The following is a 23385-nucleotide window of genomic DNA, read 5'->3' on the forward strand; positions in this document are numbered from 1 at the left end:
CACGCGAGGCTGCCCACGGTGGGGAACTTGGCTGTGACGCAGACCTTTAACGACGGATCCTGACATCACACATCATCTGACATCGACCCACCCGCCGCCGAGGACCGGCGCCGGGCGGCGGTGCCTGCGTGCAACTGCCGCTTCCCCCGCGGCATCGCCTGTGCGACGGCAGCGGATGACGCACAGCCCGAGGATAACGGCCCCGAACCCGGTCATGTGGACCCGAGAGATCCCCTTCATCGATCCCGTCGCGGCGGCGGCCCGGCTGCGCGCCCTGCCGGGGCTCGCCTTCCTGGACAGCGCCATGCGGCACGATCCGCTGGGGCGGCACTCGATCGTGGCCGCTGATCCGTTCGGGCGCTTCCGCTACCGCGACGGACGCGCGACCCTCGACGGACGCCCCGTGGCGGGCGGCCCGATGGCGGCGCTCCGGACCTGCCTCGAACCCTACCGGCTCGAGCCCGGGCCGGAGCCGTTCCCCGGCGGGGCGATCGGCTACCTCGCCTACGACCTCGGCGCGGCGCTGGAACGGGTGGCGCCCCCGGCCCGGCGGGCCGGGCTCACCGACGACATCGCCCTGAACCTCTACGACACGGCGCTGGTGGTCGATCACGCCGCCGGCACCTGCCGGCTGGTCGCCACCGGCTTCCCCGAGCGTGCGCCGGACGCCCGGCGGGCTCGCGCCGAGGCGCGGCTCGCCCTCTTCGCCGACCGGCTCGCCACCGCCGAGCCCCCGGGCCCCGCACGGCCGGCCGAGCCGCTCGTGTGGAACTCGAACTTTGACCGTCAAACCTATGAAGAAGCTGTCGAAAAGGTTCGCCATTATATCCGGGCCGGCGACATCTACCAAGCCAACATCGCCCAGCGCTTCACCGCCGATCTGCCGGCCGGCTTCGATCCCTTCGCCCTCTACCGGCGCCTGCGCGAGACCAACCCGGCGACCTTCGGGGCCTACCTGGAGCAGGAGGGGCTGACCGTCGCCTCGTCCTCGCCCGAGCGGTTCATCCGCCTCGACGGCCGGCACGTGGAGACGCGGCCGATCAAGGGCACCGCCCGCCGCCTCGACGATCCGGAGGCCGACCGGGCGGCCGCCGGGGCGCTCCAGGCCAGCGTGAAGGAGCGGGCCGAGAACGTCATGATCGTCGACCTGCTGCGCAACGACCTGTCCCGGGTCTGCGCGCCGGGCAGCGTCGCCGTGCCCACCCTCTGCGGGCTGGAGACCTACGCGAACGTCCACCATCTGGTGTCGGTGGTCACCGGCGACCTCCGCGACGGGCTCGACGCCCTCGACCTCCTGGCCGGGACGTTCCCGGGCGGCTCGATCACCGGCGCCCCGAAGATCCGCGCCATGGACATCATCACCGAGATCGAGGGCGACGCGCGCGAACTCTATTGCGGCGCCATCGGCCGGATCGGCTTCGACGGGGCGCTGGACACCTCGATCGCGATCCGCACCGTGTTCATGGACGACCGCCAGGCGGTGCTGCAGGCCGGCGGCGGGGTGACGCTGCTCTCCGAGCCCGGTCCGGAATACGACGAGACCCTGGCCAAGGCCGCCCGGGTGTTCGAGGCCTTCGCATGATCCTCGTCCTCGACAATTACGACTCGTTCGTCTTCAACGTCGTCCGCTACCTGGAGGAGCTGGGCGAGGACGTCCGGGTCGTGCGCAACGACGCCCTCGACGTCGCCGGCATCCGGGCGCTGGCGCCCGATGCCCTGGTGGTCTCGCCCGGCCCCTGCACCCCCGCGGAGGCCGGCATCTCGCTCCCGGCGATCCGGGACCTGTCCGGGCAGATGCCGATCCTCGGCGTCTGCCTCGGCCATCAGGCGATCGGCGCGGCCTTCGGCGGCACGGTCGCGCGGGCGCAGCGCCCCCTGCACGGGCAGATGACGCCGATTGACCACACGGGCACGCGGCTGTTCTCCGGGCTGCCGGCGCCGATGCCGGTGGGGCGCTACCACTCGCTGGTGGTGACCCCCGGTCCCGACATGGAGAAGCACCTCTCCGTCGACGCGGTCTCGCAGGAGGGGGAGGTGATGGCGCTCTCGCACCGGACCCATCCGACCTACGGCATCCAGTTCCACCCGGAATCGGTCCTGACCGAGGGCGGCCACGCCCTGTTCGCCAATTTCTTGGGGCTTGCCCGCGCATGGCGAGGGGGACGACGCGATGCTGTGGCGTGACGGCGCCGTCGTCCCGGGGACGACCGCGCCGCTGGACCTCGCCGACCGCGGCCTGACGCTGGGCGACGGGCTGTTCGACACGGCGCTCGCCCTCGGTGGCCGCGTCGCCTTCGAGGACGCCCACGTCGCCCGCCTGGTGGCCGCGGCGGACACGCTCGATATCCCCGCCGATCCGGAGCGGATCCGTCAGGCCATGCGGGCGCTGGCCAGGCAGGCGACCGGCGAAGACGGCCGGTTGGCGATCCGCACCACCCTCACCCGCGGGTCCGGCCCGCGCGGCCTGAAGCCGCCGGACGCTCCGAGCCCGACGCTCTTCGCCATTGCGGCGCCGAGCGCCCGGTCGACGGCCTTCGCGCCCCTGCGCCTGTGGCCGACCTCCATCGCCCGCAACGACACCTCGCCCGCCGCCCGGCTGAAGACGCTGGGCTATCTGGACGCGGTGCTGGCCGCCCGCGACGCCGCCGCGGCGGGCTTCGACGAGGCGCTGTTCCGCAACACGCGGGGTTTCGTCGCCTGCGCGGGCACCGGCAACCTGTTCGCGCTGATCGGCGGGACCCTGGTGACCCCCCCGCCCGCCGACGGCGTGCTGGCCGGGATCACGCGCGCGGAGGTGCTGGGCGTCGCCGCCGAAAGCGGGCTGCGCGCCGAGGAGCGGTCGCTGGGCCTGTCCGAGCTGCGCGGCGCCGAGGCTGTCTTCCTCACGAACTCCCTGCGCCTCCTGGCGCCGGTGACGGCGATCGGCGACACCGCCCTCGACAGCGCCGGCCACCCGGCGGTGGCCCGCCTCATGGCCGCCCTCCGGACCCGCGTGGCCCGAGCCTGCGGCGTCGCGGAAGACCGGGTCGCATGACCGAGCGCGAGACGGGGCGCGAGATCGAGCGCGAGACCGGGCCCGGGCGCCGGCGGCTCCGATACGGGCTCGCGGCGGGCTACGCCGGCATCGGAATCGTGCATCTGCTGGCGACCGACGCGATGCTGCCGCTGATGCCCGCCTGGGTGCCGGAGCCGCGCCTCGTCATCCTGGTGACCGGCCTGTGCGAGATCGCCGGCGCCGTCGGACTCCTGACGCGGCGGTTCCGCCGCGCGGCCGCACTCGGCCTCGCCCTCTACGCGGTCTGCGTCTATCCGGCGAACCTCAAGCACGCCTTCGAGCACATCCACATCGAAGGCCTTCCGGATTCCTGGTGGTACCACGGGCCGCGGCTGGCGTTTCAGCCGGTCTTCGTGTGGGCGGCGCTCTGGGCCGGCGGCCTGATCGACTGGCCGTCGGGCAGGGGGCGGAGATCTGCCGGACCCGCGGCCAAGACCTGCGATGGTCGTCGGGCCCCGGATCCGGGGGCCCGGCCGGAACCGTCAGCAACCAACCGGGAACCTTGATCACAGGATCCGGGGATCCCAGGATCACCGCAGGCTTTGATCCCGGGATCCCGGTCGATACACTCGTCGGCAGTTGCCCCGCGTGCCGGAAGACCGCGCCGCCCGGCTTCGATACAGGCGGACGCCATGACGAAACGCCGCGACGCGGGTCGGAGCCCGCCATCCGATACGCCGCCGGACCGCGAAGCGGTCGAGCGCGCGCTCGAGACGATTCTCGACCGTCTGCGTCCCAGGCCCCCTGGGGCGCCGCCCGATAAGCGCGCCCGCAGCGGTCCCGCCGCGCGACCCGGACGAGCGGGCCAGGGCAAGACCTGACCGCCGAAAGTTCCTCCACAGGGCGAAGATATCGTCCGGATACGTCCCGCAGGACTGGCGTTCCCCGTCCAGACGCCGCGCACCCGGCAGCGGCGCCAAGGGAGACAGATCGCCATGGCCAAGCAGAAGACGCTGCACGACGCCTTCTACGAGACCCTGAAGGACGTTTACTACGCCGAGAAGCAATCCGTGAAAGCCCTCAAGAAATCCGCCAAGGCGGCGGAGCACGCGGAGTTGCGCCAAGCCTTCGAGACCCATGCCGAGGAGAGCGCCCAGCAGGTCGAGCGCCTGACGCAGGTCTTCGAGATCATCGGCAAGCCCGCCCGGGCCAAGACCTGCGAAGCGATGCAGGGGATCGTCTCCGAGATGGAGGAGGATCTCGAGGACTTCGCCGAGACGCCTGCCGCCGACGCGGTGCTGGCCGCCTGCGCCCAGGCGGTGGAGCATTACGAGATCGCCCGCTACGGCACCTTGAAGACCTGGGCCGGCCAGCTCGGCTACGCGGACGCCGCCAAGCTCCTCGACGAGACCCTGCAGGAGGAGAAGAAGACCGACGCCCGGCTGTCCGAGATCGCCGAGGCGATCAACGCCGCCGGCACGGCCGGGGACGACACCGAAGCATCGAACGGCAAGGGCTCGAAGAAGGCCGCCTGAGCGCGGGCAGGGCGGGGAGGGCCGGGGCGCCCTCCCTCGCGGGCCGGTGGCGGTTCCGAGGGATCGGCACCGATCCCTCCGGTGCGCCAGGCGGGTTCAGGGACAGATCGGCCGCGTTCGAGGACGGTCGCCTGCCCGGGGCGCCACTGGGCTCACGGACTGCGTCCCGGATCCTCGTCCACCGTGTTCCGGTCATCCGGGACAGGGGCGTCCGAGACAGGGGCATCCGAGACAAGGGCGCGCTTCACCGCCCCCGGCTGACACGCCCGTGGCCCATCGCCACGTCGCCCCTCCGCCGAGCGCCCTTCACGCAGGCCTGACGGGGCCGGGCCGCGACGACGCGCGGCGACAGGACCTGAACCCTGCCGGCGCGCTGCGCCGACCAGCCGCGACGCGGCAGCCCGGTGATCGCGACTTGGTTTGGCGACCTGGCGCGGGCGACTTGGCGCGGGCGATCTGGCGCGGGCGACCCGGCGGCCGCTAGTTCGCCGGCTGAATCGCGCTGAGCGGCGTCCAGTAGCAGCGGTCCTGCGAGTCGTTGAGCGCAAGGCAGCCGTAGGTCAGCGTCCGGCTCTCGAGCCGGACCTCCTCGCCCGGCTTCCAGGACCGGCATTCGCCGCTGGCGAGGCTGACATTCAGGAGCTGTCCGAACGCCACCTCCTCACCGGCCATGACCAGCTTGAACAGGCGGTCCGTGACCTCCTGCGTGTGGCAGCCGAACCGTCCCTTGGTGATCGTCTCGGCCCCGGCGGGCCGGGACAGGGCGGCTGTCAGGGTGAGGGCGGCGAGGATGGGGAGGACGAGGCGCATGCGCGGAACATATCCCCCGGCCGGCCCCTGTCGAGCCCTCGCGGCGCCGGCCCGCCGCGGATGATCGCCGCGCCGGCTCACCCGTCGTGGGGTGCCGCGTCCAACGATGCCTCGCCGCGCTTGGCCGCCTGCCATGCGGCCTCCATGGCGGCCAGGTCCGACCGGCCGAGGTCGCCCCCGGCCGCGCGCAGGTGCGCGGCCATGGCGGCGAAGCGGCGCTCGAACTTGGCGGTGCCGTCGCGCAGCGCCGTCTCCGGGTCGATCCCGGCATGCCGGGCGAGGTTGGCCACCGAGAACAGGAGGTCGCCGATCTCCTCGGACAGGGCCTGACGGTCGCCCCGGTCCAGCGCCTCCGCGACCTCGTCGGTCTCCTCGCGGACCTTGTCGACGACCTGGGCGGCATCGTCCCAGTCGAAACCATGGGCGGCCGCCCGCCGCGAGATCTTCTCGGCCCGAGCCAGCGCCGGCAGCGCCCGGGCGACGCCGCCGAGCGGATCCGGTGCCGGCCCGTCCCGGCCGGCCGGCCGATCCGCGCGTTCCTGCGCCTTGATCGCGGCCCATTGCGCCTCGATCTGCGCCGGGTCGTGCCGCGGCGCGCCTTCGGGCAGGAGCGTCCCGTCCGGCTCGAACACGTGCGGGTGGCGGCGGACCAGCTTGTCGCCGATGGCGCGCGCCACGTCGTCGAACGCGAAGGCGCCCGCCTCCTCGGCCATGCGGGCGTGGAACACCACCTGGAGGAGCAGGTCGCCGAGTTCGTCGCGCAGGTCGGCGCGGTCGCCCCGTGCCACCGCGTCGGCGACCTCGTAGGCCTCCTCGATCGTGTAGGGCACGATGGTGGCGGGCGTCTGCGCCACGTCCCAGGCGCAGCCGCGGACCGGATCGCGCAAGATCGCCATCAGGCGCAGGAGCCTGTCCAGGGGAGCTTCCACGGGCTCCTTCGCCCCCATCCGCCCGGCCGGGTCCGCCTCGTGTGCCTCGCTCATAGCCGTGGCGTTAGAGCATGGCGCGGCAAAGGGGAATCCGCCCACCGCCCGACGCGGGGTCAGACCCGGGCGTCGCGCTCGCGCACCTGCTCGGCCTGCAGGGCGTTGAGGTAGCCGGTGAGGCGCCCGCTGACGGCCGGATCGGCGCACTGGACCCAGAGCGGCGCCGGGAGGGCGCGGACCGGCATGCGCAGCAGGAACGCCTCGGCCGACAGGGCGGCCTCGCGCTCGGAGGCGGCAGCCAGCAGGCGGGCGCCCGCCTGCGTACCGATCAGGATCGCAATCGTTGTCATGGGATACCCAGAACCTGAGACGACAACCACGCAGGAGCCCCAAGCGTTGCGCCGGCCTCAGCGCGTGCACCGGTCTTTGCTGGTGGACCGGGATCTTAGCGGGTGCGCCGGACGCAGAGCGGTTCGTGCGCCAGCGCGCGGCTGAACGACCAGAGGATCTGCCCGACCTCGTCCATCAGCACCGCCCCCGTCAGGCGCATGCCGGCGGCCTTGCGGCAGAGTTCCTGCGCCCCGCGGATCGCGGCTTCCACGTCCACCGCCTCCTGGCGGTCGCTGGCGCAGGCGCGGCCGGAGCGGCCCTCCGCATGCTCCATGGTACGTCGGAGATGAGAGGCCCGCATCGCTCGGCCCCGCGGTGACGATCCGGCCGCCCGCGATGCGGGCCTCGTCGGCCCTCTGAAGCTAAGGGCGGCGGCGGGCGACGTGGTCGATCCGGGTTGAAGGAAATCGGCGGTCGCGCCGGCCCCGGGTGATCCGCCTCAGAGTGTCGCAGGGTGGCGGGGGACGGATCGCAGGCGGCGCAGCCGCCCCCTGCGGGAGGTCCGCGCGAGGCCGTGCTGGGTCTTGTTCCAGCGGGTCGGCGCGCGGAGCAGTTCGACCAGCGCCAGCCACGCGGCCAGGCTGACCATCAGGAAGTAGAGCGGCATCCAGGGGGCCGACCGGGCGAGGTCGCCCCAGCCACGCCGGGCGCAGCCCAGCAGGGACGGGAGCACCAGGGCCGCGAGCCCCGCTCCGAACAGGGTGATGGCGAGCCCGGTGACGAGGTTGTCCAGGAAGACGGAGGCGGTCGGGATGTCCCGGACCAGGACCGCCCAGAGGGCCGCGGCGAGGCACACCGGGTAGGCCAGCGCCGAGGCCACCGTGCCCGGCACCAGCGCCACGGCACAGAGCGCTTCCAGGCCGCCGAGGCTGCGCGCGTTCGCCAGGGGACGGCGCCCGTGGGTGAGGCTGGTCTGGATCAGGCCCTTCAACCAGCGGGTGCGCTGGGCGAGCCACGGCCCGAACCGGGCCGGCGCCTCCTCGAACGTGCTGCTCGGCAGGTCCCCGACCGCGTAGCCCGCCAGGGCGAGGCGCAGGCCGAGATCGGCATCCTCGGTCACGTTGTAGGCGTCCCAGCCGCCCAGGGCCTGCAGCACCCGGGTGCGCAGGTGCATCGAGGTCCCGCCCAGGGGGACCGGCAGCCCGCACCGGGCGAGCGCCGGGTTCAGGACGTCGAACAGCCCCGCATATTCGAGGGCGAAGGCGCGGGCGAGCCGCGAATCGCCGGCGTTGTCGATCACCAGCCGCCCCTGGAGGCAGGCCACGCGCTCGGGAAGGCGCGCGAACAGGGCGGCCGCCAGCCGCAGCTGCCCGGGATCGGGGTCGTCCTCGGCATCGTAGACCGTGAGCAGGGTGCCGCGGGCGAGCGGCAGGGCGACGTTGAGCGCCCGGGGCTTGGTGCGCGGCGCGCCCGGCGGCACCGCGATGACGGCGAACCGGGCCGGCAGGGGGATGCGGGCGAGGGCCACCGCGGTCTCCCGGTCGTCCGCCTCGATCAGGAGCTTGATGTCGAGCTTGGCGGCCGGATAGTCGAGGGCGGCCAGCGCCCGGATCAGGGGGGGCACCACCGCCGCCTCGCGGTGGAGGGGAACCAGCACCGTGTAGACCGGCAGGTCGGCGTCGGCGAGCGGCGGCACGGTCCCGTCCTCCGCCGCCACCGGTGCCGGGATGGCCAGGGCCGCCAGCCGGAGGGTCGTCATCCCCAGGAACAGGCATTGCCCGGCGAGCGTCAGGGCGCGCACGAGCGGCGCCGGGAGTGCCGCGCACAGGCAGAGCGTCGCGGCCAGCGCGAGGGCGAGGATCAGCAGCCACCAGAAGGCCGGCTCGCGCGCCGTGGCCCGCTCGGGCATGCGCCGCCGCAAATCGTGCGCGGCGTGGTCCGCCACCTGCCCGGGGATCGCGGCGAACACCGCCGCGCGCAGGTGGGTCGGGCTGGTGATCGCCGGCATGGCGCTGCGGCCCGCACCGTCGAGGAGGTCCGTGATCGCCCGGCCGCGGGGGGCCAGCACGCAGGGCGCCGCCGATCCGAGGGCCAGCGGCGCGAGGCCGGTGACGAGGCTGCCCGGGAAGGCGAGGCCCAGGCCGAACGCGATCGGCCCGTCGAGGTAGGGGGCGCCGAGCGCCCGGGCGAGGGCCCGATAATAGGTTGCCTCGGACATCAAGCCCGCGTTCAGCAGCGCGGTCGCCGCGTCCGTTCCGGCGGCGGCGGCCTCCGCGGCGGCGCGGGCGAGCAGGCGGCCATCGACACCCTGGGCGAGCAGGAAGGCGATCTCCGGCGGCAGGGCGGCCCGCGCCGTAGGCGGGCGCTGGAACGACACGCCGCGCGCTCCCCCGGTGGCCCCAGGACGTGATAGAGGAGGAGGGTGAGCCAGTTCCCCTGTCCCCGCTCCGAGAGGAGCACCGCCCCCGCCCCACCGTCAAGAGCCGGTGGGACCGTTGTCCCATCCTGGCTCACGTCGGCCGCGATCGTCCTCGCGCTGTGGAGCGGCGCGCAGCCGGTCGATGCCGCGGCGCAGGCCGCAGCCCACGAAGCCCGGGTCCTCCCCACCGTCACGGTGCCGGATTTCTGGAACCCCCGCAGCCGCGGCGAGCGGGTGGAGGCGCCCCAGACCGGCCGAGCGGTCCGCTTCCTCACCGACGACGAGTTCCCGCCGCTGCACTTCGCCGGCCCCGACGGCACCCCGACCGGCTTCGTGGTCGAGCTCGCCCGGGCGGTCTGCGAGAAGCTGGCGATCCCCTGCACGGTGCAGGCGCGCCGATTCGACACGCTGCTGGACGCCCTCGACGGCAAGCAGGGCGACGTGGTCGCCGCCGCGATCCCCCTGACCGCCACCCTGCGGGAAAAATTCCTGGCGACCCGGCCGTATTTCCGCTGGCCGGCGCGCTTCGCCGCGCGGACCGACAAGGGCCTGCCGGTCCCCTCGGCGGCGGCCCTGGCCGAACGCAGCGTCGGGGTGATCGCCGGCAGCGCCCATGCGGCCTACCTCAAGGCCTTCTTCCCCAAGGCCGTACCGAAGGACTTCACCGACCTCGCGGCGGCCGAGGGCGCGCTCAAGCGCGGCGAGGTCGACTACCTCTTCGCCGACGGCCTCAACCTCGCCCTCTATGTCGGCGGCCAGGACGCGGAGTCGTGCTGCGCGCTGATCGGCGGCGACTACCTGGAGAACCGCTACTTCGGGGAGGGCATCGGCCTGGTCACCCGCCAGGAGGACGCGGCCCTCTCCCGGGCGCTGGACGACGCGCTCCAGCGGGTCTGGGACGACGGCAAGTACACCGAGCTGTACCTGCGGTTCTTCCCCGTCAGCCCGTTCTGAGGGCTTCCATCGGGGGTGGGAATCAGGAATCCTGCCCGCCGGGCTTCGGCTGCCGGATGGCACCAGGGCGGATCGGCTCGAGAAGGCCGTGGCGAAGGCGCGCGACCTGTCCCCGGCTCTCCAGGACGAGATCGCCCGCCACATGCTGGCCTTCGTGGGCGACGAGGGCTCGGTCTACCGGTTCACCCCGGAGGAAGAAGCGGAGCCCGACGAGTCCAGGGTCGCCGAGGCGCGCGGCGCTTGCGCCACCGATGCGGAGATCCGCGCCCTCCGGGCCAAGCTCGGTCTGTGAAGCTGCGGATCACCCGCCCTGCCGCAGCCCCGCTCGACAGGGTCCTCACCCCTATCGATGCGCGGAACCCGCAGGGCGCGCAGCACGGCCTGCAACGCGGTCAGGGTGCGAGGGATCTGCTCTCGCAGCATCCCTTCGCGGGCTCAACGACCGCGCCCGGGACGTCGTCGGCTCGTCGTACGCCCGTACCCCTGTGCGATCACGGACCGCGTCCGTGCAGGCGAGGTCATCATACTTGGCACGCGACATACTTGGCACGCGACAGCGCGTGCCGTCGCAAGTCTGATCGCTCCGACCGCGCCACCGCCGCTGCGGGCGAACGTGATTCCATTGCACCACCGGGCGTTCCGCTCCGGCGCGAACCGCTCTAGGGTGCGCCCTCCCAAACACGCATCCCCGAAGACATGCCAGCCGCTCCCCCAGCCCCGACCCTCGATCCCGACACCATCGAGGCCGCCGCCAACGCCGCCGCCTGGCCCTTCGAGGAGGCGCGCAAGCTCGTCGCGCGGCTGGAGAAATCCGGCAAGACGGAGGTGCTGTTCGAGACCGGCTACGGGCCCTCGGGCCTGCCGCATATCGGCACGTTCGGCGAGGTCGCCCGCACCTCCATGGTCCGCCACGCCTTCCGGGTGCTCACCCGCGACGCGGTGCCGACCCGGCTGATCGCCTTCTCGGACGACATGGACGGGCTGCGCAAGGTGCCCGACAACGTGCCGAACCGCGCGATGCTGGCCGACCACCTCAACCAGCCGCTCACCCGCGTGCCGGACCCGTTCGGCACCCATGACAGCTTCGGGGCGCACAACAACGCCGAGCTGCGCCGCTTCCTCGACGCGTTCGGATTTGCCTACGAGTTCCGCTCGGCCACCGAGTGCTACCGCGCGGGCGTGTTCGACGCCACGCTGCTGCGGGTGCTGGAGCGCTACGACGCCGTGATGGAGATCATGCTCCCGTCGCTGCGGGCCGAGCGCTCGGCGAGCTACTCGCCGTTCCTGCCGCTCCACCCGGTCACCGGCCACGTGATGCAGGTGCCGATCGACGAGGTGAAGGCGGAGAGCGGCACCATCGTGTGGCGCGATCCCGCCACAGGCGAGCGCTACGAGACTCCGGTGACCGGCGGCCACGCCAAGCTGCAGTGGAAGCCCGACTGGGCGATGCGCTGGGTCGCGCTCGGCGTCGACTACGAGATGGCCGGCAAGGACCTGATCGACTCGGTCAAGCTCTCGGCCAGGATCGCCCGGGCGCTCGGCGGCGAGCCGCCGGAGGGCTTCAACTACGAGCTGTTCCTCGACGAGAAGGGGCAGAAGATCTCGAAGTCGAAGGGCAACGGCCTGACCATCGACGCGTGGCTCACCTACGGCACGCCGGACTCGCTCGCCCTGTTCATGTACAACAAGCCGCGCGAGGCCAAGCGCCTGTTCTTCGACGTGATCCCCCGGCACGTGGACGAGTATATCGGCTTCCTCGACCGCTATGCCGGCCAGGACGCGAAGCTGCGTCTCGGCAACCCGGTCTGGCACCTCCATGCCGGCAGCCCGCCGGTGCCGGAGCGGGTCGAGGGCGCGAGCCTGACCTTCGCGATGCTGCTCAACCTCGCCGCGGTGGCCAACACCGAGGATCCGGCAGTGCTGTGGGGCTTCATCCGCCGCTACGCGCCGCAGACCGGGCCGGAGACCCATCGGGGCCTCGACCGGCTGGTGGTCCACGCGCTGAAGTACTTCTCGGACTTCGTGCGGCCCGCCAAGACCTACCGGGCGCCGACGCCCGAGGAGCGGGCCGCCCTGGAGGACCTGTCGGAGACCCTCCGAGCCCATGCCGGCTCCACCGATCCGGAGGCCCTGCAGGCGGCGGTCTACGAGGTCGGACGGCGTCACTTCCCCGACACGTCCGGCAAGGCCAAGAGCCCGGACGGCCGGCCGGGCGTGTCCCAGGCGTGGTTCACGAGCCTGTACAACGTGCTGTTCGGCGAGGCGCGCGGGCCCCGGTTCGGCTCCTTCGTGGCCCTCTACGGGGTCGCGGAGACCCGGGAGCTGATCGAGGCGGCCCTGTCGGGGGCGCTGGTCGCCGAGCACGAAGCCTTCGCGGCCGGCAAGGCCACGGTCGCGCCCCCGGTCGCGTGAGCGCCGTGATCGTCGACAGCCTCGCCGCCCTGGAGGCGATCTACACCGCGCCCCTGGCCCCCGCCTCCACCGTGAAGGTGGCCGGCGCGGTCACGCCGGATTACGCGGCGCTGATCGCGGCCTCGCCCTTCGCGGTGCTGGCGACCGCCGGCCCCGAGGGGCTCGATTGCAGCCCCCGCGGGGACCGGCCGGGCTTCGTGCGGGTCGCCGATCCGCGCACGCTGATCCTGCCGGACCGGCGGGGGAACAACCGGATCGACTCGCTCCGCAACATCGTGCGCGATCCGCGGGTGGCGCTGCTGTTCCTGATCCCGGGCTCGGGCACGACGCTGCGGGTGAACGGGCGGGCGGTGATCTCGGCCGATCCGGATCTCCTCGCCACGTTCCGGGTCGACGGCCACGCGCCGCGCACCGCGGTCGTGATCACCGTCGCGGAGATCTACTTCCAGTGCGCAAGGGCGATCATCCGGGCCAGGCTGTGGGATCCCGAATCCCGCGTCGAACCGGCGACCCTGCCGACCCCCGGGGCGATCCTGGCGGCGCTCACCGCGGGCGCGGTCGGCGGTGCGCGCTACGACGCGGAATGGCCGGAGCGGGCGGCCGAGACGATGTGGTGAGGGCCGGCGCCGAGAGCCGGCCTTTCCGATGACCCTTCCCTCCTAGGGTGCCCGCACCCGCGGGCCGCGGAGGAGGCCTCCGGGAAGCGCCGCGATCCCTGGAGTCCTGCTGCGAGGCCTCCGCCGCGCTGGGGCACTCCCCGATGAGGAAACGGGGGAGCCTCGGGCGCAGTCCGGCAGCGGAGCCCGGCTCCCTCACCCCACCAGGGCGAGATCCTGCGTCTCGGTATCGGGGATGACGTCGACCTCGACCTTGAGGCGCTGCTTGCCCGAGCCGCTGACGATGCCGTCGACGGGGGCCACGTCGCCGTAATCGCGGCCGCGGGCCACCACGATGTGGTCGTCGCGCACGGCGACGCCGTTGGTCGGGTCGAGGCCGAGCCAGCTCTCGCCGCACCAGACCGCCACCCAGGCGTGGCTCGCATCCGCCCCGCGCAGGCGCGGGCGGCCCGGCGGCGGCACCGTGCGCAGGTACCCGCTGACATAGGCGGCCGGCAGGCCCATGCCGCGCAGGGCGGCGATCATCACGTGGGCGAAGTCCTGGCAGACCCCGGCCCGGAGCGCGAAGGACTCGGCGAGCGGCGTCGAGACGGTGGTGGCCTTGGCGTCGAACCGGAAATCCTGGCCGATCCGCAGCATCAGGTCGTGGGCCGCCCCGTAGGCGCTCCGGCCGGAGGCGAAGCTCGGGCGGGCGTAGTCGGTGATCGCGGGCAGCAGCGGCACCCGGCCGCTCGGGAACAGGAGATGTACCGGCGCCCGGCCGCCGAGGTCGCGCCCGGCCACCACGGCGTCCCGGACGCGCTCCCAGGGCATCCCGGATTCCGGGAGCGGCGGGGCGGGTCGCTCGACCCGCACGGTGGAGAGCGCCTCGACGCTGAAGGTGGTGTGGGGCACCTCCAGGGTGATCGCCACCGCGTCGATCCCGAAATAGTCGCGCCGCATCACCGCCCGGGTGGGGCTCGGATCGACGGTGACGGCGCTCGCCAGCACGCTCTGCCCCTCGCAATCCTGCGGCTTGAGCCGCAGGGTGCAGCGGGCGAAGTGCACCGGCTTGCCGTAGCGGTAGGTGGTGCGATGGCGCAGCGTGTAGATCACGCCAGCCCCGTCAGTTTCTCAGGGCGCAGCGCGTTCGGCCCGGTGGGGAAGTAGCGGACCGCGATCCCGTCGGCGAGCCGCTCCAGGTCGGTCGCCAGGACGGTCAGGCGCACGGCGTCGAAATCCGCGGCCTCGCCGCTGCGCAGCTCCGACAGGATCCGGGCGGCGAGGCGGCAATGCGGCTCGGGGATCCCGTCCGCGGCCAGCGCCGGCAGGTCGGCGAGGTGGCGGGTGATCGCCTCCGCCTGGAAGGCGATTGAGCGCGGGTTGTAGGGATCGAGCAGGACCATGTCGCGGACCGGGTCGAGGGCCGCGCCCTGCATGTAGCGGCGCCCGTAGCTGATCTGCGAATCGCAGAGCGACAGCATCACCCCGAGGCAGCCCGGGGTCGCCTCGTCGTTGGCGAAGGCCAGCGCGAAGGTGCAGGTGTTGATCGCCCGCTCGACGCGCCGGCCGAGCTCGACGAAGTGCCAGCCCTCGGCGCGGCTCATGTTCTCGTGCGTGAGGCCGGAGAGCGCCGCGAGGTGGCTCAGCGCCTGCTCGGCGCGGCCGGCGAGCTGCGACTCGGTCAGCCCCCGCTCGGTGTCGAGGGACAGGAACTCGTCCAAGTCGGCGAGCACCCGCCAGGTCTCGCCCGACAGGCGGGCCCGGAGCGCGGCGGCGTTGCGGCGGGCCGAGCCGATGTGGGCCTGGGCCGAGCCCGGCCGCTGGTGCCTGGCCAGCGCCTCCTGGGCGAGGCGGGCGGTGGGCAGGTCGGCCGCGCCGATGCTGCCCCACTCGTGCAGGAGGGTGCGCAGCGCCAGGGCCGCGGGCGTGTCGAGGGCGCCCGAGATGTCGGCCCCGACCGCGTCCCCGACGCTGCGCAGATGGGCGAGGACGAGCCGGATCACCGCCTCGGCGCGCTCGAGATAGCGGCCGAGCCAGAACAGGCCGTCGGCCGCCCGGGAGGGCAGGTGTCCCCCGACCCGCCGCACCCGCGGGGCCGCGTGCGAGCCGATCAGCGGCGCCGCGATCGGCTGATCGGACAGGACCCAGACATCGGCGGAGCGGATGCCGAGCCGCATCTCGATGGGGTCGACGTCCTCGCGCTCCGAGACGCGGCAGAAGCCGCCCGGCATGACCTGCCAGCCCAGGGGCGTCCGGGTGGCGAAGACGCGGACCACGAAGGCACGGGGCACCAGGGCGAGGCCGGCCTCGCCGCGCTCCCAGCCCGGCATGGTCGAGAGCGGCGCCGCCTCCTGGGCGACGTAGTCGAAGGGCCGGTCGCGCAGGGCCGCCACGACCCGCTCGCGCTCGGCCGCCAGGACCGGCCCCGCCAGGATCGCGTCGCGCCCCGCCCCGCGCTGGGGCGTGGCGGCCGGCCGCAGGATCAGGCTGTCGAGATTGGCCTGCGCGTGTGCCAACCCCTCGAGGTCGCCGCACCACCACGTGCGCGGATGGCCGAGCCGCAGGGGCTCCCCGAGGACGCGCCGGGCGATGCCGTCGAGGTAGGGGGCGAGCGCGGCCGATTCGACGAGCCCCGCACCCGGCATGTTGGCCATCACCAGGGAGCCGTTGCGCAGGGCGTCCAGGATGCCGGGCACGCCGAGCCGCGAGGCCGGGTTCAGCTCCAGGGGGTCGAGGAAGTCGGCGTCGATCCGCCGCCACAGGGCGTCGGCGCGCTTCAGGCCCGAGACGGTGCGCACGTGCAGGCGGCCGTCCCGCATGACGAGGTCGTCGCCCTCCACCAGCATCAGGCCGAGGTAGCGGGCGAGCGCCGCCTGCTCGACATAGGTGCTGCTGTAGGGGCCGGAGGTCAGCAGGCAGATCCGCGGGTCGGCGCGCTCGGCACCGAGCGCCAAGCCATCGCGAAAGGCCTGGAAGAAGGCCGGCAGGCGCTCGACGTGAAGATCCTGGAAGAAGTCCGGGAAGGTCCGGGCCAGGACCATCCGGTTCTCGAGCGCCCAGCCGAGCCCCGAGGGCGCCTGCGTCCGGTCGGCGAGCACCTGCCAGCGCCCGTCCGGTCCCCGGCCCAGATCGGCGGCGTAGAGCTTCAGGTAGTGGCCGCCGGGGGGTGCGACGCCGTGGAGCGGGTGCAGGAATTCGGGCGTGCCGGCCACGATCGCGGCGGGCAGGAGCCCCTCGGCGACCAGGCGGCCGTCCCCGTAGGTGTCGGCGAGGATCGCCTCCATCAGCTCCGCGCGCTGGACGATCCCGGCGCTGAGCGCGGCCCATTCGGGCCCCTCGATCACCAGGGGCAGGCAGCCGAGCGGCCAGGGATGCTCGCGCTGGTCGCCGGCGATGCGGAACGAGATGCCGGCATCCCGGATGTGCCGCTCCGCCGCGACGAAGCGGGCCATGATCTCCGGCTCGGTGAGGCCGCCGAGACGGTCGAGCAGGCGCGGCCACGCCCCGCGGGGCCGACCGTCGGGTCCCAGGAACTCGTCCGGCCGGCCGGGGGCGGGGCGATAGCCCGCGCTCCAGCGGGCGGCGCGCTCCCGCGGGCCCTCCGCCGGCTCGGCCTGGCCGCGGCTTCCCGCGAGCGCCGCCTCCATCACGGCCCCCCGGTCATTGCGGCGCCGGCATCCGCAGGTCGAGGGTCAGCGGGAACTCGGCGCTGGCCTCCGCCCGGGGCATCTCCACCCGGCCCGGCGTGTGGCCGTGCGGCTGGAACCGGGCGAGACGGCGCCCCTCCGCCTCGTAGGCGTTCACCGGATGGGTCTCGTAGTTGCGGCCGCCGGGATGGGCGACGTGGTAGCGGCAGCCGCCGAGCGAGCGCCCGCTCCAGGCGTCGAGGATGTCGAAGGTCAGCGGTGAGTGGGCGGGGATGGTCGGGTGCAGCGAGGAGGCCGGCTGCCACGCCTTGAAGCGCAGGCCCGCCACGGCCTCGCCGCCGCGGCCGGTGGAGGTCATGGGCAGGCGTCGGCCGTTGCACGCGATGACGTGCCGCTCGGGCACGAAGCCCTCGACCTTGACCTGCAGCCGCTCGACCGAGCTGTCGACGAAGCGCACGGTGCCCCCGCTGGTCCCTTCCTCGCCCATCACGTGCCAGGGCTCCAGCGCCTGGCGCAGTTCCATCCGGACCCCGCCCTGCTCGACCGTGCCGAACACGGGGAAGCGGAACAGGGCCTGCGCCTCGAAGGCAACCGGATCGAAAGCGTACCCCGCCTCCCGGAGATCCTCCAGCACCGAGAGGAAGTCGGACCAGAGGAAATGCGGCAGCATGAACCGATCGTGCAGGTTCGTGCCCCAGCGGACACAGCCGCCGGTCTGCGGCTCGCGCCACAGCCAGGCCACGAGGGCGCGCAGCAGCCCCTGCTGGGCGAGGCTCATCCGCGCGTCCGGCGGCATCTCGAAGGCGCGGAACTCCAGCAGGCCGAGGCGGCCGGTGGGCCCATCCGGCGAGTAGAGCTTGTCGATGCAGATCTCGGCGCGGTGGGTGTTGCCGGTCACGTCCACCAGGATGTTGCGGAACACCCGGTCGACGAGCCAGCGCGGGATGTTGGGCGCGTCGGGGGCGGGGATCTGGGCGAGGGCGATCTCCAGCTCGTAGAGGCCGTCGTGCCGCGCCTCGTCCATGCGCGGCGCCTGGCTGGTCGGGCCGATATAGAGGCCGGAGAACAGGTACGAGAGGGCCGGGTGGCGCTGCCAGTAGAGCACGAGGCTCCTCAGGAGGTCGGGCCGGCGCAGGAACGGGGAATCGTCCGGCGTGACGCCGCCCATGACCACGTGGTTGCCGCCGCCGGTGCCAGTGTGGCGCCCGTCGGTCATGAACTTCTCGGCGCCCAGCCGGGTCTGGCGGGCCTCGGCGTAGAGATCGGTGGTGATGGCGACCGCCTCCCGCCAGGATGCCGCCGGGTGGACGTTCACCTCGATGACCCCGGGATCGGGGGTGACCTTGATCACGCCGATGCGCGGGTCGTAGGGCGGCTCGTAGCCTTCCAGGTGGATCGGCAGGTCCAGCTCCGCGGCGGCCGCCTCCAGGTGGCCGGCGAGTTCCAGATACTCGTCGGCGCGCTGCACCGGCGGCATGAACACCCGCACCACGCCGTCCCGGGGCTCGATCGAGACCGCCGTGCGCACCGCGACGCCGGTGATGCCGGCGCCGTTGACGGTGGCCGCGCCGGGAAGCCCGTCCTGGAGGGGCGGGCGCGGCTCCAGCGGGTCCTGGGGCTGGTAATAGGGATAGTGCTCGGGCGGCACGTAGGGCAGCGACGACAGGGGCAGCCGGAAGCCCACGGGGGAATCCCCCGGCACCAGGAAGGCGGCGCCGCGCCGGAACTCCCAGGCCTCCGAGATCCAGACGCGATCGGAATCGCCGTCCCGGCCGGTGGGCAGACTCGCGAGCGGCAGGACGTAGCCCGCGGCCTCCCCGAGACCGCGGGCGTAGACGCGCCGGATCCGGGCGTCGAACTCCACGGAGCCGGACCGGGCCGCCTCGGGCGTGACGTTGACCGGCAGGGCGGCGGCCTTCTTCTCCCAGAGTTCGCCGTCCTCGAAGGCCGGGAAGACGTAGGCGGCGAGGCCGAGGCGCCGGGCCAGCGCGTCGGCGAGCGCCTTGGCCTGCGCGATGGTGGCCGTCCCCGCCTGCCCGGGAGCAGCTTCCGGAGCGATCAGGTCCGGGTTCCGCCAGATCGGCTTGCCGTCCTTGCGCCAGTAGAGCGCGAAGGCCCAGCGCGGCAGGCTCTCGCCAGGATACCACTTGCCCTGGCCGTAATGGAGCAGCCCCCCCGGGCCGAACCGGTCGCGCAGGCGCCGGATCAGCTGGTCGGCGAGCCCCCGCTTGGTCGGGCCGACCGCGGCGATGTTCCACTCCGGCGATTCGAAATCGTCCACCGACACGAAGGTCGGCTCGCCGCCCATGGTCAGGCGGACGTCCTGCGCGGCGAGGTCGGCGTCGACCCGCTCGCCCAGCGCGTCCATGGCCGCCCAGACCGCGTCCGAGAACGGCTTGGTGATCCGCGGCGTCTCGGCGACGCGGGTGATGGCCATGCGGAAGTCGAACGTGGTCTCGGCCGGCTCCATCGCCCCCGAGATCGGGGCGGCCGAATGGTAGTGCGGCGTCGCGGCCAGCGGGATGTGGCCCTCGCCGGTGAGCAGTCCCGAGGTCGCGTCGAGGCCGACCCAGCCGGCGCCCGGGAGGTAGACCTCGGCCCAGGCGTGCAGGTCGGTGAAGTCCGCCGCCGCGCCGGTCGGCCCGTCGACCGCGGTGGTGTCGGGCACGAGTTGGATCAGGTAGCCGGAGACGAACCGGGCGGCGAGCCCGATCCGGCGCAGCACCTGCACGAGCAGCCACGCCGAGTCCCGGCAGGATCCGCTCCTGAGCCGCAGGGTCTCGATGGGCGTCTGGACGCCCGGCTCCATCCGGACGCCGTAGGCGGTCTCCCGGGCGATCAGGCCGTTCAGCGCCACCAGGAACTGGACGGTGCTGGGCTCCGCGGGGAGGCGGGCGAGGAGCGCCTCCATCTCCGGGCCATCCGCGTCGACGGGGGCGAGATAGGGGGCCAGTTCCTCGGTGAGATCGGGCTCGTACGCGAAGGGTCGCGTCTGCGCGTAATCCTCCACGAAGAAGTCGAACGGGTTGATCACCGCCATGTCGGCGGTGAGGTCGACCTCGATCTTCAATTCGTCGGTCTTCTCCGGGAAGACGAGGCGGGCGAGCCAGTTGCCGCTCGGATCCTGCTGCCAGTTCAGGAAGTGGTTGGCGGGCGTCACGGTCAGCGCGTAGGCCGGCACCTTGGTGCGCGCGTGCGGGGCCGGGCGCAGGCGAATCACCTGCGGCCCGAGGCTGATCGGCCGGTCGTAGCGGTAATGCGTGACGTGGTGCAGGGCGGCTTTGATCGACACGATGGCTCCGTCGGATGGATCGAACGCGGTCTCGTCGCCGGTCCCGGGCACCGGACCCTGCCGCCCGGTTATGCGACACAGACGGCGCCACAAGCAATTTTCGTGCGGCGGCGCCGGCCGGTCGGGGCATGTGGCAGGAACTTTGCCGGCCGGCCCCGCTTGAGCCCCCAGTGGGCCGGCTGCCGGCCCGGGACCGCCCGATGAAGATCTTCCAGTGCCAAGCCTGCGACCAGCCGGTCACCTTCGAGGCGACCGGCTGCGAGAGCTGCGCGCGGCAGCTGGGCTACGTCTGCGCGGTCCACGAGGTCTCGGCCCTGGAGCCGCAGGGGCTCTCCGCGCACCCGCTGATGGGCGGCGCCCAGATCTTCCATGCCTACGCGGATCCCGGCCGGCGCTACCGCCTGTGCAACAACGCCGTCTCGTCAGCCTGCAACTGGCTGGTGCCGGAGGACAGCCCGGACCTCTACTGCACCGCCTGCCGCCACAACCGCGTGGTGCCGGACCTGTCGCAGGGCTGGAACCTCACCCGCTGGCGCCAGATCGAGGCCGCCAAGCACCGGCTGTTCTACTCGCTGCTGCGGCTGGAGCTGCCGCTCGCCACCCGCGCCCAGTACACGGACGGGCTGGCCTTCGACTTCCTGGTCGATCCCGCGGAGAGCTTCTCCGGCGGCACGCCGGTCCTGACGGGCCATATCAACGGCCTGATCACCATGAACATCGCCGAGGCCGACGACGTCGAGCGGGAGCGCCGCCGGATCCTGTTCGGCGAGCATTACCGCACCCTGCTCGGCCATTTCCGGCACGAGATCGGGCATTATTTCTGGTATCTGCTGGTGATGAACAGCCCCATGATCGGGGCCTTCCGGACGCTGTTCGGCGATGAGGGCCGGAACTACGTCCAGGCCCTGCAGGATCACTACGCGCGGGGGGCACCCGCCGACTGGGACGAGGGCTACGTCTCGGCCTACGCCACCGCCCACCCGTGGGAGGACTTCGCCGAGACCTTCGCGCATTACCTGCACATCGTCGACACGGTGGAGACCGCCTCGACCTTCGAGCTGCACGTGCGCCCGCGCCTGCGCCACGGGCAGGCCGCGCCGACGGTGATCGATTTCGATCCGTACAACACCCTCGATCTCGACCGGCTGATCGCGGCGTGGCTGCCGCTCACCTACGCGATCAACTCACTCTCCCACAGCATGGGTCAGCCGGCGCTCTACCCGTTCAAGCTGACGCCCACGGTGATCGCCAAGCTCGCCTTCGTGCACGAGCGGATCTACGCCTCCCGCACCGGCACCCTGCCGGATGCCGGCGCAGCCGGGGCCGAGATGCTGCGCGCGGTGATCATGGGCCTGCGCCAGAAGGTGGCCGCGCCGACGGTGTGAAACCGCGCCTGCGCGGGGCGGCGCGCTTCAGCGGCACTTCAACAGCGCCGCACGATCGGGATCCGGCCGCTCCGAGTCGCCTTTCTGCGCCCGCTGTGACGGCGGCCCTGACGGCGACCGGACGCCTTACGCCCCCCCGTGCCGCTCCGCGAAGGCGCGGAACGCCGCCAGGGTCTCGGCGCTGACGTGGTGCTCGATCCCCTCGGCGTCCCGCCGGGCGGTCTCGGGGCTCACCCCGAGGGCGCACAGGAAGCGCTCGACGATCCGGTGGCGCTCCCGCGCCTGGGCGGCGAGGCGCCGGCCGGCCTCGGTCAGGAACACGCCGCGATAGGGCCGCTGCTGGACGAACCCGTCCTCGCACAGGCGCTTCAGCATCTTGGCGACTGTCGGCTGCGCCACGCCGAGCCGGGCCGCGATGTCCACCTGCCGCGCCTCGCCGCCATCGCCGATCAGGTCGTCGATCAGCTCGACGTAATCCTCCACGAGCTCCGAGCGCCGCGCCTCGCGGGCCTGGCGGAAGCTCTCCACGTGCCGCTCGGGCTCGACCAGCACGGTCTCGGGCGAGCCCGGCTCGGACGGTTCCTGCATCGGCTCTCCCCTCTCGGCGCGCACGCGCCGCCCGACCCCTGTCTAGCAAACACCGCCACCGGGAGGGGAGTCCCGCGCGGCCGACAGGGCCCCCTTGAATCTCGACCTCGAACCCTGAATATAGCATCCGCTATATTTTTGAGGAGAGGGTGAGCATGGTGGCGCCGAACGCCGCGACGGTCCCCGGGCGCACCGCGCCCGGGGCGATGAGCCGGCGGACCGAGGGCGCCATCCGCGACGTCCTCGACGGCCGTCCCGGCGGACGGGGCCGGTTCCTGCTGTTCGCGGGGCCCGCCGTGACGGCGTCGATCGCCTACATGGACCCCGGCAATTTCGCGACCAACATCCAGGCCGGCGCCCGCTACGGCTACGGCCTGCTTTGGGTGGTGCTGCTCGCCAACCTGACCGCCATGCTGTTCCAGGCGCTCTCGGCCAAGCTCGGGATCGTCACGGGCAAGAACCTCGCCGAGCATTGCCGGGACGCGACCTCGCGCCCGGTGCGCCTCGCCCTGTGGGGGATCAGCGAGGTGGCCGCCATGGCCACCGACCTCGCGGAGTTCCTGGGCGGCGCCATCGGGCTGTCGCTGCTCACCGGCATGCCGCTGATGGTCGGCATGGCGATCACCGCGGTGGTCACCTACGCGATCCTGCTCCTGGAGCACGAGGGCTTCCGGCCTATGGAGATCGCCATCGGCGTGATGGTCGGCACCATCGGCCTCTGCTACGCGGTCGAGCTCCTGATCGCGCCCGTGGCCTGGGGGGAGGCCGCCAAGGGCCTCGTCACCCCGCGGATTCCCGACGCGCAGGCCCTCACCATCGCGGTGGGGATCATCGGCGCCACCGTGATGCCGCACGCCCTGTTCCTGCATTCCGGCTTGACCCAGGGGCGGGGCAATCCCCGGACCGAGGCCGACCGGCGCCTGCTGGTGCGCTACTCGAACCGCGAGGTGGTGGTGGCCCTGCTGCTGGCGGGCCTCGTCAACATGGCGATGGTGATCATGGCGGCGGCGGCCTTCCATGTCGGCCACAGCGGGGTCGCCGAGATCGGCGAGGCCTACCGCACCCTGACGCCCCTCCTCGGCCCCGCGGCCGGGGCGGCCTTCCTGGTGTCGCTGCTCGCCTCCGGGATCTCCTCCTCGGTGGTGGGAACGCTGGCCGGGCAGATGGTGATGCAGGGCTTCACCGGCTGGCGGATCCCGCTCCTCGTCCGCCGCCTCGTGACCATGCTGCCGGCCTTCGCGGTTGTGGCCATCGGGGTCGACCCGACCCAGGCCCTGGTCCTGTCGCAGGTGGTGCTGTCCCTCGCCCTGCCGGTGCCGATGGTGGCTCTGGTGGTGTTCACCCGGCGCCGGGCCGTGATGGGGCCCTTCGCCAACGGGCCGCTCACCCAGGCGGCCGCCGTGGCGGGGGCCGCCCTGGTGCTCGGCCTCAACGTGGTGCTGCTCGCCGCGGCCTTCGGGGTGCCGATCCCGGGGCTGGCGTGAGCCCCCGCG

The 23385-nt window shown here is 73.1% G+C and carries 20 protein-coding genes; 11 read left to right on the forward strand and 9 right to left on the reverse strand.

Annotated elements, in window-relative coordinates; all coding sequences use genetic code 11:
* The first annotated feature begins 214 nt into the window (after positions 1 to 214).
* From pabB to MKK82_RS20025, 5 genes are all read left to right on the forward strand, one after another.
* A complete protein-coding gene (gene pabB, locus MKK82_RS20005) occupies positions 215 to 1582 on the forward strand; it encodes an aminodeoxychorismate synthase component I (protein ID WP_238288158.1) in 1368 nt (455 codons plus the stop codon).
* Positions 1579 to 2184, forward strand: a complete 606-nt coding sequence (locus MKK82_RS20010; RefSeq protein WP_238288157.1) for an anthranilate synthase component II — start codon at positions 1579 to 1581, stop codon at positions 2182 to 2184. The genes pabB and MKK82_RS20010 overlap by 4 nt, the downstream gene beginning before the upstream one ends.
* The gene (locus tag MKK82_RS20015) at positions 2171 to 3034 is read left to right on the forward strand and encodes an aminotransferase class IV (RefSeq protein WP_238288155.1); all 864 of its coding nucleotides are present in this window, start codon (positions 2171 to 2173) and stop codon (positions 3032 to 3034) included. The genes MKK82_RS20010 and MKK82_RS20015 overlap by 14 nt, the downstream gene beginning before the upstream one ends.
* Positions 3031 to 3561: a DoxX family protein gene (locus MKK82_RS20020; RefSeq protein WP_238288153.1), complete on the forward strand. Its 531-nt coding sequence runs from the start codon at positions 3031 to 3033 to the stop codon at positions 3559 to 3561. Before MKK82_RS20015 ends, MKK82_RS20020 begins: the two co-directional genes overlap by 4 nt.
* Positions 3562 to 3990: 429 nt before the next feature.
* On the forward strand, positions 3991 to 4530 hold the full coding sequence (locus tag MKK82_RS20025; RefSeq protein ID WP_238288152.1) for a ferritin-like domain-containing protein: 540 nt from the start codon (positions 3991 to 3993) through the stop codon (positions 4528 to 4530).
* Between the two features lie 480 nt (positions 4531 to 5010).
* Here the strand turns inward: MKK82_RS20025 and MKK82_RS20030 are convergent, their stop codons facing one another.
* The 5 genes from MKK82_RS20030 to MKK82_RS20050 form a co-directional block, all read right to left on the reverse strand.
* Positions 5011 to 5340 (reverse strand): hypothetical protein, encoded by a 330-nt coding sequence (locus MKK82_RS20030; RefSeq protein WP_238288134.1) that lies wholly within the window; start codon positions 5338 to 5340, stop codon positions 5011 to 5013.
* A 77-nt stretch (positions 5341 to 5417) separates the two neighbouring features.
* A complete protein-coding gene (gene mazG / locus MKK82_RS20035; protein WP_238288131.1) occupies positions 5418 to 6323 on the reverse strand; it encodes a nucleoside triphosphate pyrophosphohydrolase in 906 nt (301 codons plus the stop codon).
* A 59-nt stretch (positions 6324 to 6382) separates the two neighbouring features.
* Complete coding sequence (locus MKK82_RS20040; RefSeq protein WP_238288129.1) at positions 6383 to 6616, reverse strand: hypothetical protein; 234 nt, start codon at positions 6614 to 6616, stop codon at positions 6383 to 6385.
* A gap of 95 nt (positions 6617 to 6711) precedes the next feature.
* On the reverse strand, positions 6712 to 6930 hold the full coding sequence (locus MKK82_RS20045; protein WP_238288121.1) for a hypothetical protein: 219 nt from the start codon (positions 6928 to 6930) through the stop codon (positions 6712 to 6714).
* A gap of 165 nt (positions 6931 to 7095) precedes the next feature.
* Positions 7096 to 8973 (reverse strand): glycosyltransferase family 2 protein, encoded by a 1878-nt coding sequence (locus MKK82_RS20050; protein WP_243986572.1) that lies wholly within the window; start codon positions 8971 to 8973, stop codon positions 7096 to 7098.
* A gap of 45 nt (positions 8974 to 9018) precedes the next feature.
* On the opposite strand from MKK82_RS20050, the gene MKK82_RS20055 reads away from it, so the two are divergent.
* From MKK82_RS20055 to MKK82_RS20070, 4 genes are all read left to right on the forward strand, one after another.
* Positions 9019 to 9969, forward strand: coding sequence for a transporter substrate-binding domain-containing protein (locus MKK82_RS20055; RefSeq protein ID WP_243986574.1), 951 nt, complete (start codon positions 9019 to 9021; stop codon positions 9967 to 9969).
* 88 nt (positions 9970 to 10057) lie between these two features.
* Entirely contained in the window at positions 10058 to 10261 is a 204-nt protein-coding gene (locus tag MKK82_RS20060) for a hypothetical protein (protein WP_243986576.1), read from the forward strand.
* 404 nt (positions 10262 to 10665) lie between these two features.
* Positions 10666 to 12381 carry a lysine--tRNA ligase gene (locus MKK82_RS20065; protein ID WP_243986579.1) on the forward strand — a complete coding sequence of 572 codons (1716 nt, stop codon included), beginning with the start codon at positions 10666 to 10668 and terminating at the stop codon, positions 12379 to 12381.
* Positions 12382 to 12386: 5 nt separating this feature from the next.
* The gene (locus tag MKK82_RS20070) at positions 12387 to 12998 is read left to right on the forward strand and encodes a pyridoxamine 5'-phosphate oxidase family protein (protein WP_238288110.1); all 612 of its coding nucleotides are present in this window, start codon (positions 12387 to 12389) and stop codon (positions 12996 to 12998) included.
* Between the two features lie 195 nt (positions 12999 to 13193).
* Here MKK82_RS20070 and MKK82_RS20075 read toward each other — a convergent pair whose 3' ends face one another.
* Genes MKK82_RS20075 through MKK82_RS20085 form a run of 3 tightly spaced genes read right to left on the reverse strand, consistent with a single transcriptional unit; the run spans position 13194 to position 19919 of the window.
* On the reverse strand, positions 13194 to 14093 hold the full coding sequence (locus tag MKK82_RS20075) for a transglutaminase family protein (RefSeq protein ID WP_238288101.1): 900 nt from the start codon (positions 14091 to 14093) through the stop codon (positions 13194 to 13196).
* Entirely contained in the window at positions 14090 to 16627 is a 2538-nt protein-coding gene (locus tag MKK82_RS20080) for a circularly permuted type 2 ATP-grasp protein (RefSeq protein ID WP_238288530.1), read from the reverse strand. Before MKK82_RS20080 ends, MKK82_RS20075 begins: the two co-directional genes overlap by 4 nt.
* A 13-nt stretch (positions 16628 to 16640) precedes the next feature.
* Positions 16641 to 19919 (reverse strand): DUF2126 domain-containing protein, encoded by a 3279-nt coding sequence (locus MKK82_RS20085; RefSeq protein ID WP_238288099.1) that lies wholly within the window; start codon positions 19917 to 19919, stop codon positions 16641 to 16643.
* 200 nt (positions 19920 to 20119) lie between these two features.
* On the opposite strand from MKK82_RS20085, the gene MKK82_RS20090 reads away from it, so the two are divergent.
* Positions 20120 to 21304 carry a putative zinc-binding metallopeptidase gene (locus MKK82_RS20090; protein ID WP_238288097.1) on the forward strand — a complete coding sequence of 395 codons (1185 nt, stop codon included), beginning with the start codon at positions 20120 to 20122 and terminating at the stop codon, positions 21302 to 21304.
* 126 nt (positions 21305 to 21430) lie between these two features.
* Here MKK82_RS20090 and mntR read toward each other — a convergent pair whose 3' ends face one another.
* A complete protein-coding gene (mntR, locus tag MKK82_RS20095) occupies positions 21431 to 21892 on the reverse strand; it encodes a manganese-binding transcriptional regulator MntR (RefSeq protein WP_238288095.1) in 462 nt (153 codons plus the stop codon).
* Between the two features lie 155 nt (positions 21893 to 22047).
* Here mntR and MKK82_RS20100 point away from each other — a divergent pair, with 155 nt between their 5' ends.
* On the forward strand, positions 22048 to 23376 hold the full coding sequence (locus MKK82_RS20100; RefSeq protein WP_243986580.1) for an Nramp family divalent metal transporter: 1329 nt from the start codon (positions 22048 to 22050) through the stop codon (positions 23374 to 23376).
* Positions 23377 to 23385: the final 9 nt, after the last annotated feature.

It is taken from the genome of Methylobacterium sp. E-046, assembly GCF_022829625.1.
GTDB classification, from domain to species: Bacteria; Pseudomonadota; Alphaproteobacteria; order Rhizobiales; family Beijerinckiaceae; genus Methylobacterium; species Methylobacterium longum.